The organism is Xanthomonas sp. MUS 060 (assembly GCF_000963215.1).
Lineage (GTDB): Bacteria > Pseudomonadota > Gammaproteobacteria > Xanthomonadales > Xanthomonadaceae > Xanthomonas_A.
Genome location: NZ_JZIM01000001.1, coordinates 175,212 through 187,967 on the forward strand (window position 1 = coordinate 175,212; position 12,756 = coordinate 187,967).

Below are 12,756 nucleotides of genomic sequence, written 5' to 3' on the forward strand. Positions count from 1 at the left end.
ATACTTTTCCCATTCCATCGAGTTCGCCGCTTTGTCCAGTCAAGCCCACGTTATCAAGACCCAAGTTCCCAACCCACCGCCACCGCTGCCAGTCCTGCTTGCCCACGTTCGCGAGGCAGTGGAGGAACTCAAGGCCAAGGACGTGGTGGAAATCGATGTGCGCGGCAAGTCCAGCGTCACCGATTACCTGGTGATCGTCTCCGGCACCTCCACGCGCCACGTCAAGTCGATCGCCGATGAAGTCGTCAAGTACGCCAAGCGTCTGGAGCTGATGCCGCTGGGCGTGGAAGGCGAACGCGAAGCCGAATGGGTGTTGGTCGATCTCGGCGACGTGGTGGTACATGTGATGCTGCCGCGCGTGCGCGAGTTCTATGCTTTGGAACGGCTATGGACGGTTGGCGACCAGCCGCCGAGCGATGCCGACGAGCATGCGGCCCGCGATGCCTAAACGCCAGAGCGGCCTGCATGCCGCTGGCGGCCAGATACTGCCCGTTGTGCGGCTACGCGCGAGCGAGGGCGAGCCACGCCCGACCCCGGCACGCAAGCGCTTCAATACGCTGGTCGAACGTCTTGAAAAAACCCGCCTGCAATTGCGTGCCTGGCACGAAGCGTTGCCGCGTTGGGAGCAGCGCTATCACGAACAGGTCGAGCCATTGCTGCAAGCGCGCGATGCGGCGCAGGCGCAACTGGTGCTGGAACTGGATGCAGCGTATGTCGCCTACAAACTGAGCAAGCGCGACCGGGCCGATCTGTCCGATGCGATCTGCGAACTCGCCGTTTTGCTCATCGAGGAAGGTGGTTTCGACGATCTGAAATCGGTCTATGACCGCCACAGTGAGGTGGCTTTCGAACAGCAAGTGGCCGAGTCCGATGCGAGGTTGAAGTCGTTGATCGGCGCACAGTTCGGCTTGACCGAGGAGGAGCTGGAGCATGTCCAGTCTCCCGAGACTCTGTATGCACAAATCCAGCAACGCGTGCAGGAGCAGCAGGCGCATGCGGCTGGGCGCGCGCAGCAGCGCGCCAAGGGACGTCGTGCCGGTGTGCGCAAGGCGTCGGCGGGCCCGCTGCTCGATCCGCAACAGGCCTTGCGCGTGCTGTACCGCAATCTGGTCGCCGCGCTGCATCCGGATCGTGAGCCGGACCCGCAGCAGCGCGAACGCAAGACCGCGCTGATGCAGCGGCTCAACGGTGCCTATCGCGATGACGATCTGCTGGCCCTGCTGGAATTGCAACTGGAGATTGGTCAACTCGATCAAGCCGGAGTCGCTGCCATGGCCGAGCAACAGATTCGCGACTACAACAGCATGCTGGCCGCGCAGTTGAAGCAAATCGAACAGGAATTGGCGCAGTTGGTCGATGCCTTCATGGGCCGCTACGGCCTGGCCGAAGCGCGCCGACTGCAACCGCAACGTCTGGACGCGTTGATGGCGCAGATCAAGCGCCAGTTGCAGCAGGAGTGCCGCGACTACGCCGACGAATGTGCCGCTGTTCGGCAGCCTGCCACGTTCAAGCAATGGCTCAAATGGCAGCGTGCGCACATGCAGGAACAGGCGCGCGCCGCAGCCATGCTGGACGCGATGTTCGCGTGCGAACGCTGATGGTGTGCATGGTCGGCTTGCGGCGATGAAGGCGCGCCTCATCGCCACCGGTGAACGTGCCCCGGCCTGGGTAGCCCAGGGTTTTGCCGAATACCGCAAGCGTCTGTCGCACTGGCTGCCGCTGGAGTTGGTGGAAATCGAGCCAGGACTGCGCGGCAAGGGCCGCGATGCGCAACGCGCGATCGAGGATGAAGGGCGCCGTGTGCTCGCGGCATTGCCCAAGAGTGCGTTGGTGGTTGCGCTGGATGTGCCCGGCAAGCAGCACAGTTCCGAACAGTTGGCGCAGCGGATGGAACACTGGCGTGGGCAGGGCCGCGATCTGGCGTTGCTGATCGGTGGTCCCGAGGGCCATTGCAGCCAGGTGCTGGCGGCTGCCGATGAATCCTGGTCGCTGGGGCCGCTGACCCTGCCGCACATGCTGGTGCGGCTGATCGTGGCCGAGCAGTTGTACCGTGCTGCGGCGATGCTGGCCAACCATCCCTACCATCGCGCCTGAGCGCACCATCATGGTGAGTGTGTGTCTTGCCGCGAGCCATGCGCGGCAAAGATGCACGCGGCTTTCGTGTGCCCGCTTTCGTCAGCATATCGCCCGTTCTGCCGGATTCCGCTGACAGATGATGTAGGCGCTATCGCTACGTCCTGTGGTGCTGCGTGCGTGCATCCGCGCTGCATCCTGTGTTGCTCACCTTGGGCCTGCCGTGGCCGCCGCTCCCATCCCATGGCCGAGCCCACGCCACGTATTCATCACTCAATGCCTCGCGATGGTGCGAAATGCCGATTGCTGCGGCGTTCTGCACCTTTATGGGTCTAGCTGATTTTTGTTCGGAAGTCATGAGATAGGAGTTGCAAATTTGTCTAGATTTTGCTCTAAATTAATCACCTGTTAATGAAAGTTTTTCTTGAAACAAATTTGTCCATAAAACGTCAGCTTCTTGCCCCCTCGCTGCTGCGCGGCTGAGGTTTTTCTAGGTTTCCTTACTTACTCTGGGAGAGAGATAGATGTCCAAGCACCATCCGCGTTGTGTCGTGCGTCCAAGCGTATTGGCGGTGTTTCTGGCGGCGGCCCTGACGCAAGGGGTTGTTCATGCGCAGAGTACGACGGGTTCCATCTATGGCGCGGCCCCGTCGGGTGACACCATTACCGTCCAGAGTGATTCCGGACTCACGCGCACCGTCCCGGTGGATAGTGCCGGCCGCTTCAATATCGGCTCGCTGCCAGTAGGAACCTATACCGTCACCTTGAACAAGGATGGTCATGCCATCGATACACGCAAGGGCATCGGTTTGCGGGTGAATTCGGGAACTGAAGTCTCCTTCGCTAAAGCCGATGGCACCTCCACGCTGGATGCGGTGACGGTCAACGCCAGCAATGTGGCGCCGGTGGACGTCACCACGGTCGACTCGCGCACGGTCATCACCGCTGAGCAGTTGCAGCGTCTGCCGTTGGCGCGCTCGGCGGAAGCGATTGCTTTGCTGGCACCCGGTGCCGTTTCTGGTAGCGGCTATTTTAACAATGGGAATGCCGTGTCCTTCGGTGGTTCTGGCGTGTCGGAGAATGCGTATTACGTCAACGGTTTTTCCACCGGCAATCCGCTCGACAACATCGGCGGCGTGAGCCTTCCCTATGGTGCGATCGACCAGCAGGAGGTCTATACCGGCGGCTACAGTGCGCGTTATGGCCGCTCCGATGGTGGCGTGATAAACCAGATCGGTAAGCGCGGTACCAATGAATGGCACTTTGGCGGGCAGGTGCTGTGGCGTCCACGCGGTACCTCCGAGTCACCGAAGGACGTGTACTACCCCAATGACAACCTGCCCAGCGGCTATGCGTATCAGAAACCGGCACTGGCCGGTACGCTGTATCGCTCGGGCAAGGACAATCCTACCTGGAGTAACGTGTACAGCGCTTACGCTGGCGGCCCGTTGATCGAGGATCGTCTGTTCCTGTTCGCTGCGGTCGAGCAGGAAAAAATCGACGGTATCTCGACCAATTCGTCCGACGGTACCTCGATCAATTCGTTAGGTACTGGCGTCGTGGCGCGCAACCATTCCGACGAGAGCAAACCCAAGGTCTATACGAAGATCGACTGGAACATCAACGACAGTAACCTGCTCGAGCTGACCGGGATCAAGAGCAACGACCGCACCGGCGGCTACTACAATGCGTTCGACTACGCCACGCTGTCCGAGGGCGCGCGCAATTCGATGGTCGCGCCGAATATCGTCAAGCAGGACAGCACCTATTACATCGGCAAGTACACCAGCTATTTGACCGACGATCTGACCTTCAATGCGACCTACGGCAAGAGCACCTTCGAGAATAAGGATTATCCTGGCATCGTCAGTCCGGATCCCTATCTGAGCGGTCAGGTCTTCCAGGATCCCTCGATTACTGGCGGTCAGCCGATCTATAACAACCAGGGTTCGCGCAACAAGCGCGATGGTCAGGACAAAACCCGCGGTCTGCGTCTAGACTTCGATTACCACTTGGGTAACCACGATATTGCCTTCGGTCTCGACAATATCTACTACTCCGCCAAAAACGAAGGTCAGTCCACGACAGGCCCGGGCTATGCCTGGTATTACAATAAGTTAAAAGATCCGGCCAGTCCGATCAATTCTGCGCTCGGCGTCGGTGCCCCCGGTGGTAACGGTTATTATGTGCGCAAGCTGATTTTCAGCACCGCTACGTCGATGTCGGTCAAGCAGAAAGCCTACTTCCTCGAAGATCGCTGGCAGGTCAGCGACAAGGTGTTGTTGTCGCTGGGCTTGCGCAACGACAAGTTCGTCAACAGCAACAGCGACGCAAAACCCTATGTCGATAGCGGTAACCAGTGGGCGCCACGTCTCGGTGCCACCTGGGACGTGCATGGCGATTCCTCGTTGAAGGTCTATGCGAACCTGGGTCGCTATTTCCTGGCGTTGCCCAACAGCGTCGCGATCCGTGGTGCTTCGGCGTCGACCTACACCAGCGAGTACTTCGCTTATAACGGCATCGACGCCAAGGGCAACCCGACCGGCCTGCGTGCGTTGGGTCCGGGCCCGGTTTCCGCCAATGGCGAGTACGGTGTTGCGCCGGATCCACGCACCTTCACCCCCACCGATTTGAAGTCGATGTACCAGGACGAGCTGATCGTGGGCTTCGATCAGGCGTTCGCCGAGAAGTGGGCTTTCGGTGCCAAGGCGACCTACCGCAAACTGGAGTCGGCCATCGACGACGTGTGCGATCCGGATCGCATGCGCACCAAGCTGCAATCGCTGGGTGTGGATCCCAGTACCGTCACGATCCCGGGCTGCATCCTGTTCAATCCGGGCAAGACGAACAACTTCAGTCTTGCCAATAGCAACGGTGGACGCACCAACTTCAGTATGAGCAAATCCGACTGGGGCTTCGACAGTTCGCCCAAGCGTGATTACGCCTCGGTCAACCTGTATCTGGAGCGTCCGTTCGATGGCAAGTGGAGCACGCGTGTCGACTACACCTGGTCGCGCAACTTCGGCAACACCGAAGGTCAGTTGAAGTCCAATATCGGTCAAACCGATGTGTCCAAGACCCAGGACTGGGACGCGGCGGCGTTGATGTCATGGGCTGGCGGTTATCTGGCGAATGATCGCCGTCATCAGTTGAAGGTCTACGGGGCATATCAGGTTGCACCGGAATGGATGGTGTCGGCCAACCTGCGTATCCAGTCCGGTACGCCGCGCGATTGCCTGGGTTACTTCAGTGCTAATGGCACCGACGAGAGCTCGACGGCGGGTAATCCGGTCGGTTACGGCTCGGCCTATCACACCTGCGGCGGCAGCCCCTCGCGTCCTGGTGATGCGGGCCGCACACCATGGACCAAGCAGGTCGATCTGGGTCTGATCTACCGTCCGGCGTTCGCGGACCAGAAGCTGGCGTTCGGGTTGCAGGTGTTCAACCTGTTGAACGAGCGCAAGCCGACCCAGCAGTACGCCACATGGGAGTCTGGCCCGTACACGGTGCTCAATACGTATGGCATGGGCAATTACTTCCAGGCGCCGCGTTACCTGCTGTTGTCGCTGTCCTACGACTATTGATCCAGGCATCGCGCCGTTCGCGGCTCGACGTCGATCTGTCAGGCCCGCTCCCAGTGATGGGGGCGGGCGTTTTCGTAGGGGGGGTCTGCCATGGCGTGCATCCTGCGTTGCGCCGGATTACTTGCTGACACGACGACGGCGCCCGCTGGCGCCGTCGTGATCTGGCATGCAATGAGTCAGCAGCTTACTTGCCCAGTTCGAACACCACGTCCAGGTTGACCGAGACGCTGCTCTCGCCTGGTACCACCGGCGTTTCGGTTCTCGCATTCATTGTCACCGCGCGCAGCATCGGCATTGGCAGGCGCACGCCGCCGCTGTTGCTTTCGGAGATGCTGACGATACGGCGCACACGCAGGCCCAGCGTTTTGGCGTAGTTCTGCGCGCGGGCCTGGGCTTTCTTCAGCGCATCGCCGCGGGCCTGGTCGTACAGCGGTTCCGGGTTATCGATCTCGAAACTCGGACCGTTGAGCTGATTGGCACCCTGTGCGGCCAGAGCGTCCAGTACTTTGCCCAGCTTGGCGATATCGCGCACCTTCAGGTGGACCGAGTTGTTCGCCTGGTAACCGATGATCTGCGGTGCCCGGTTCTCGGCGTACTTGTACTGCGGGTTGAGGCTGACGCCGCTGGTTTGCACGTCCTTGTCGGGGATGCCAGCGGCGTGGATCGCGGCCAGGACCTTGGTCATCTGTGCGGCGTTCTGGTGCATTGCGGTGCCGCTGTCGGCGGCCTGGCTGACCACACCGGCCGACAACGTGGCCATGTCCGGCGCGTGCTTGGCCTCGGCTTGCGAGGTGATGTTGAGTAAGGTGCCGTCGGCGGGCACGGCATAGCCGGGCGTAGCCGGTTGCGCATTGGCTGTGATTGTGCATCCCAGCGGCAGGGACAGAGCCAGCAGCAGCGAGCGAAGGAGCAGGGTACGCATCGATGTTCTCCTCGAAGGATGCGGCGAGAGTGTTACCGTGACGATGAACGCGCGATGATCTTCCCTGGCGGTCAGGCGATGGCTCTGCAATCGTAGATCGTTCAGTCATGCCTGTCGGGTTATCCTTCAGACATGTTGTATCTCGCTTCCCGTTCTGCGCGTAGAAACGAACTGCTGACCCGCCTCGGTGCGACGTTCCGGATCCTCGACCTGGAGGTGCCGGAAGTGCGTGCGGCCGAGGAGTCGGCGGAGGCTTACGTGCGCCGGGTTGCGCTGGACAAGGCGCGTGCCGGGCTGGTGCAGCGGGCGGGGGAGATTGATGCGGTGGTGCTCGGTGCCGACACCGAAGTGGTGCTGGACGATCGCGTGTTCGGCAAGCCGGCTGACGCCGAGGACGCCGCCGCGATGCTGGCGGCGCTGTCCGGGCGCACCCATCAGACGTTGACCGTGGTGGCGCTGGTCGGCGCCGGCCGCGAGGAACTGGTGTCGGTACCGACCGCGGTGACTTTCGCTCCGCTGTCGGCGCGCGACATCGCCGATTACGTCGCCAGTGGTGAGCCGATGGGGTGTGCCGGCGCATACGCGATCCAAGGCGGTGCCGAACGTTTCGTCAGTCGCCTGGACGGCAGCTACTCCGCCGTGATGGGCCTGCCACTGCACCAAACTTTCCACCTGCTGCGCATCTTCGGAGTGCTCTGATGTCGCAAGAGATCCTGGTCAACGTCACGCCGCGCGAGACCCGGGTGGCCGTCATCGAGAACGGCATGCTGCAGGAACTCCACATCGAACGCGGTTGGCGGCGGGGTGTGGTGGGCAACATCTACAAGGGCCAGGTGCAGCGGGTCATGCCGGGGATGCAGGCGGCCTTCGTCGAGGTGGGGCTGGAGCGTGCGGCGTTTCTGCACGCCAACGACGTGGTGCGACCGGCGCCAGTCTGCAATGGCGACACCGACGAGACACCACCGTTGCCGGTGCCGGCGGCGGTACCGATCGTGGAGCTGCTGCGCGACGGTCAGGAGATCGTGGTGCAAGTGGTCAAGGATCCGATTGGCAGCAAGGGGGCGCGGCTGACGACGCAGATCAGCATTCCCTCGCGTTATCTGGTATTGCTGCCGCAGTCGCGGGTGATCGGAGTATCGGCGCGGATCGAGGACGAGGCCGAACGGCTGCGGCTCAAGACGCTGGTCGCCGATCTGGCGGCCAGCCACGGCGGCTTCGGCTACATCATCCGCACCAATGCCGAGGGGCAGCCTGCCGAGGCGCTGGCCGAGGACATCGCCTATCTGTCGCGGGTCTGGAACGTGGTCGAGCGCCGTGGTCGCGACGGCAACCCGGCCAGCATCATCTACGAGGATCTCAGTCTGCCGCTACGTGCGGTACGCGATCTGATCCGCAAGGACGTGGAGAAGGTCAAGGTCGATTCGAACGAGACCTTCGAGCGCCTGCAGGCCTTCGTCGCCAAGTACATGCCGGTGTTGGCCGAGCACATCGAGCTGTACACCGGCGACCGCCCGATCTTCGATCTGTACGGGGTCGAGGACGAGATCGCGCGTGCGTTGGACAAACAGGTGCCGTTGAAGTCCGGTGGTTACCTGGTCATCGACCAGACCGAAGCGATGACCACCATCGACGTCAATACCGGCTCGTTCCTGGGGCAGCGCAACCTCGAAGAGACGGTATTTCGCACCAACCTGGAGGCCGCGCAAGCAGTGGCGCGGCAATTACGTCTGCGCAATCTCGGTGGCATCATCATCATCGACTTCATCGACATGAGCGATGCCGAGCATCGCCGTCAGGTGCTGCGCACGTTGGAGAAGGCGCTGTCGCGCGATCATGCCAAGACCACGGTCTACGATTTCTCGCCGCTGGGGCTGGTGGAGATGACCCGCAAGCGCACGGTGGAAAGCCTGGAGCGGCAATTGTCCGAGCCATGTCCGCAATGCGGCGGGCGCGGCTCGATCAAGACCGCCGAGACCGTCACCTACGAAATCTTCCGCGAAATCACGCGCGCGGTGCGCCAGTTCGATGCTGCAAGGCTGTTGGTGATCGCCTCGACCAAGGTGGTGGCGCGGATCACCGACGAGGAATCCTCGGCGGTGGCCGAACTGGAAGAGTTCCTCGGCAAGACCATTCGTTTCCAGGCCGACGAGCAGTATCTCCAAGAGCAATTCGACGTGGTGTTGCTGTGATGCAGGCGGGACCCGGAACTCGGGACCCGGGACTCGGTAAGTCAGAGCGCTGCTGGGTGTGCATCCATTGGCGTGGCCGTGGTGTATGGGCGCTGACGGATCCCGGCTGCTGATGCACACACCGTTGCGTCGCCGCTTGCGTCTGGCACGCCGTTTCGCGTTCTACGCGATGGCGATCGGGCTGGTGTGTGTGGCACTGGTGGTGGGCGGGTTGAGTCAGGCGTTACCGTTGGTGGAACGGCATCCGCAGCAGGTGGCCGCCTGGCTGAGCGCACGCGCCGGTCACCCCATCCGTTTTGATCGGCTGGAGACCGCTTGGACCCGGCGTGGTCCGCTGTTACGCCTGGATGGCTTGCGCATTGGTGGCGGCGACGGTGTGCGTATCGGTCAGGCAGAGATCCTGGTGTCGATGTATTCCGGCATGTTGCCCGGTCGCTCGTTCACCGAGTTGCGTCTGCGCGGTTTGACCTTGACCTTGCTGCGCGGCAGCGACGGCAACTGGTCGGTGCAGGGGTTGCCGACTTCCGGGCAGGGCGGCGATCCGCTGGATAGCTTGCAAGGCTTGGGCGAATTGCAGGTGATCGGTGGGCGCTTGGCAGTCAGTGCGCCGAGTCTGGGCGTGGCGGTGCAAGTGCCGAAGATCGACATGCGTCTGCGTGTCAACGGTGATCGCCTGCGCGTCGGTGTGCAGGGTTGGAGCGATCTGCGGCAGACGCCACTGACCGCAGTGCTGAACATCGACCGCCAACGCGGCAGCGGTCGTCTTTATGTCGCCGTGAAGCCGACCGACCTGGCGGTCTGGTCGGGCCTGTTGCACGTTGCCGGGATCCAGGTACAAGGCGGCACTGGCGAGATCCAGGCATGGCTGCAATTGCAGCAGCATCGCGTCGCCGCTCTGACGGTGCAGGCCGCCTTGCGCGACCTGCGCCTGCGTGGTGCCGCGTTGGCCGATGGGCGTACACGCCCGCAATTGGTGTTCGCCACCTTGCGGACAACGGCGCGGTGGCGCCAGATCGACGGTACCGACGGCTGGCGTCTGGATGTGCCGACATTGCAAATCGATCAAGCCGGCTTGCCGCCGCAGCGCCTGGATGGGTTCACCCTTGCCATCGGGCGGCGTTTCTCCGTGCTGGGCGATCATCTCGATGCCGCGCCGCTGATTGCCGTGGCGGCACTCAGCGACCGTCTCTCACCCGGCCTGCGGACCTGGCTGCAACTGGCGCGACCGCGCGTGCAACTGACCCAGCTCGCACTGACCGGAACTCCGGGCGGTGCGTTGTACGGACAGGGTCAACTGGCCGAGTTGGCGTTCGCACCGGCTGGGCAGTCTCCGGGCGTTAGCGGCCTGCGCGGTCGCTTCCAAGGCGATGCGCAGGGCGGCGAGCTGGTGCTCGATGCCAGCAGCCCGGTGCGTGTGGACTGGCCCAGTGGGTTCGGCGTGGTGCACCAAGTGCAATTGGCTGGTCGTATTGTCGCTTTCCGCGATCACGATGGCGTGCGCGTGGCGACCCCGGGCCTGCGCGTGCAGGGCAGCGACTACGGCGCCGATGTGCGCGGCGGGCTGTACTTTCAGAACGACGGCTCGCGACCGTGGATCGATCTGGCCGCCGACACCCAGGATGCCCCGGTGGTGGTGGCGAAGACGTTCTGGATCCATTCGAAGATGCCCGCTGCCCTCACCGATTGGTTGGACGCCGCGCTGCAAGGCGGGCGCGTGCACGATGGCCACGTACTGATTTCTGGCGATCTCGACGATTGGCCCTTCGTCGAACACGATGGCCGTTTCGAGGCGACCGCGCGAGTGGAGGACGCCAAATTGCGCTTTCACCAGGACTGGCCGGCAGTGGAGCATGTGGACGCCAATGTCGCCTTCATCGGCAACGGCTTCCAGGTGCATGGTCGCGGCATGATGGGCGGGGTGGCGGTGGAGCAAATGTCGGCGACCCTGCCCGATTACAGGGAAGGCCAGCTCAGCGTGTTGGCCAGCACCCGCGCCGACACGGACAAGTTGCTGGCGATGTTGCGGCAGAGTCCCCTGCGCGCACATTACGGCGACACCTTGGACGCGCTCAGTGCGTCGGGGCCGGCCGATGTCAGCTTCGATCTGTTGCAACCGCTGCATGCCGATGTGGGCGCCTATCATCTGCGCGGTACGGTGAACCTGCTCGGCGCACACATCGCCGACAAGCGCTGGGACGTGGCGTTCGACGACATGCACGGCAGTGCCACCTACAGCGGTACCGGCTTCGCCGCGCAGAAGCTGAGCGTGGTCCACGAGGGCCGCCCAGCCGAACTTGCGCTGCGCGCCGGCGATGGTGTGCTGGACCGGCAACAGGCCTTCGAGGCCGCGCTGAGCGCATCGCTGGATGTGGACGAATTGCTCGATCGTGTGCCGGAGATGGCCTGGATCAAGGCCTATGTGGAAGGACGCTCGCGCTGGGATATCGCTGTCGGTTTGCCCAAGGCCGCCGATGGCGGTGTGCAGCCGCCGACCCGGCTGCAACTGCATTCGGATCTGGTCGGCACGGATTTACTGATGCCGGCACCGATGGACAAGGATGCCTCGACACCACTGGCGACCTCGGTCAACGTGCCGTTGCCGGTCGGCAGCGGGCGTATCGAGGTCGCTTTCGGCAAGTTGATGGCGCTGGCCGCGCGCAGCGAGGGCGGCAAGACCGGGGTCAGGGTGGTGATGGGCAGCGATCACGTCACCGACGAGCCGCCCAGCAGCGGCCTGGTGGTGAGCGGGCATGCCGCGGCGCTGAACGCGATCGACTGGATCAGCCTGGTCAGCCGCCCCGATCCGAAGGCCACCGCCGCCCCGGGGGGCGAAGATCCCATGCCGCTGCGCCGGATCGACCTGCTTGCCGATCATCTGCTACTGCTTGGCGGCGTGTTCGACAACACGCGCCTGCATCTACAGCCGCAGGCCGATAGCATCGACGTGCGCCTGGACGGCCCGGCGCTGTCGGGCGAGCTCAGCGTCCCCAGCAAGGAGGGCGGTGTCGTCGGTGGGCGTTTGGCGCGGGTGTATTGGCGTGCGGCGACCCCGCCTGCCCCTGCGCCGGAGGGCAGCGTGCCCGCAGCGCCGACCGGGCCGCTTGCCGACAGCATGGATCCAGCGACGATCCCGGCGCTGGCGTTGGATGTGGACGATCTCCGCTTCGGCGCGATGCATCTCGGTGCGGCCTCGCTGCGCACGCACAAGCTGGCCGATGGTATGCAGGTGGACCAATTACACCTGCGCTCGGACCAACAGCAGATCGACATCAGCGGCGATTGGCGTGGCAAGGGCGCGGCGGCGCATACCCAACTCAGCGCCAGCGTGGAGAGCCAGGATCTGGGGGCGCTGATGCAGAGCCTGGATTTCGGCGGTCAGTTGCGCGGTGGCGAGGGGCGCCTGAATCTGCGTGCGGCCTGGCCGGGCAATCCGGAAGCGGCGCAGTTGTCTGCTATGCAGGGGCAGCTCGACGTGGCCGTGCGCAATGGCCAGTTGTTGGAGTTGAATCCCGGTGCCGGGCGCGTGCTCGGCTTGCTCAGCGTGGCGCAGTTGCCGCGCCGGCTGATGTTCGATTTTCGCGATTTCTTTTCCAAGGGGTTCGCGTTCAACCGTATCGACGGTCAGGTCCGCTTTGGCGCTGGCCTCGCGCGCAGCGACGACTTGGTCATCGACGGACCCGCGGCGGAGATCAAGGTGCGTGGCCAGGCGGACCTGCGCGCGCAGCAGTTTGACCAGACCATCGACGTCAATCCCAAGTCCGGCAACTTGTTGGCCGTGGTCGGCGCGGTGGCCGGCGGCCCGCTCGGCGCGGCGGTTGGCGCGGCCGCCAATGCGGTGCTGAGCAAGCCGTTGGACATGATCGGGGCACGCACCTACCGCGTCACCGGGCCATGGAAAGACCCGAAGGTGGAGGTGATGGAGCGCGAATCCGCGCGTCCTCCCGCTCCGGCAAGCGTTCCGCCTGCGTCTTCTGCCACACCGTGACGC

General features: G+C 63.3%; 8 protein-coding genes. 7 read left to right on the plus strand and 1 reads right to left on the minus strand.

The genetic code is table 11. The annotated features are described in order from the left end of the window. The first annotated feature begins 31 nt into the window (after positions 1 to 31). The 4 genes from rsfS (at position 32) to XANALMUS060_RS00740 (ending at position 5,657) form a co-directional block, all read left to right on the plus strand. Positions 32 to 448: a ribosome silencing factor gene (gene rsfS / locus XANALMUS060_RS00725; RefSeq protein WP_045737051.1), complete on the plus strand. Its 417-nt coding sequence runs from the start codon at positions 32 to 34 to the stop codon at positions 446 to 448. Continuing rightward, complete coding sequence (locus tag XANALMUS060_RS00730) at positions 441 to 1,598, plus strand: molecular chaperone DnaJ (protein ID WP_045736735.1); 1,158 nt, start codon at positions 441 to 443, stop codon at positions 1,596 to 1,598. The genes rsfS and XANALMUS060_RS00730 overlap by 8 nt, the downstream gene beginning before the upstream one ends. Positions 1,599 to 1,623: 25 nt before the next feature. Next, entirely contained in the window at positions 1,624 to 2,094 is a 471-nt protein-coding gene (gene rlmH, locus XANALMUS060_RS00735; RefSeq protein WP_045736736.1) for a 23S rRNA (pseudouridine(1915)-N(3))-methyltransferase RlmH, read from the plus strand. A gap of 503 nt (positions 2,095 to 2,597) precedes the next feature. After that, entirely contained in the window at positions 2,598 to 5,657 is a 3,060-nt protein-coding gene (locus XANALMUS060_RS00740; RefSeq protein WP_045736737.1) for a TonB-dependent receptor, read from the plus strand. 184 nt (positions 5,658 to 5,841) lie between these two features. Here the strand turns inward: XANALMUS060_RS00740 and XANALMUS060_RS00745 are convergent, their stop codons facing one another. Further along, positions 5,842 to 6,579 carry an SIMPL domain-containing protein gene (locus XANALMUS060_RS00745; RefSeq protein ID WP_045736738.1) on the minus strand — a complete coding sequence of 246 codons (738 nt, stop codon included), beginning with the start codon at positions 6,577 to 6,579 and terminating at the stop codon, positions 5,842 to 5,844. A gap of 132 nt (positions 6,580 to 6,711) precedes the next feature. On the opposite strand from XANALMUS060_RS00745, the gene XANALMUS060_RS00750 reads away from it, so the two are divergent. The 3 genes from XANALMUS060_RS00750 to XANALMUS060_RS00760 all read left to right on the plus strand — a co-directional run bounded on the left by XANALMUS060_RS00750 (position 6,712) and on the right by XANALMUS060_RS00760 (position 12,753). Next, a complete protein-coding gene (locus XANALMUS060_RS00750) occupies positions 6,712 to 7,278 on the plus strand; it encodes a Maf family nucleotide pyrophosphatase (protein ID WP_045736739.1) in 567 nt (188 codons plus the stop codon). Continuing rightward, positions 7,278 to 8,768: a ribonuclease G gene (rng, locus tag XANALMUS060_RS00755; protein ID WP_045736740.1), complete on the plus strand. Its 1,491-nt coding sequence runs from the start codon at positions 7,278 to 7,280 to the stop codon at positions 8,766 to 8,768. Before XANALMUS060_RS00750 ends, rng begins: the two co-directional genes overlap by 1 nt. A 112-nt stretch (positions 8,769 to 8,880) precedes the next feature. After that, a complete protein-coding gene (locus XANALMUS060_RS00760; RefSeq protein WP_045737052.1) occupies positions 8,881 to 12,753 on the plus strand; it encodes a YhdP family protein in 3,873 nt (1,290 codons plus the stop codon). Positions 12,754 to 12,756: the final 3 nt, after the last annotated feature.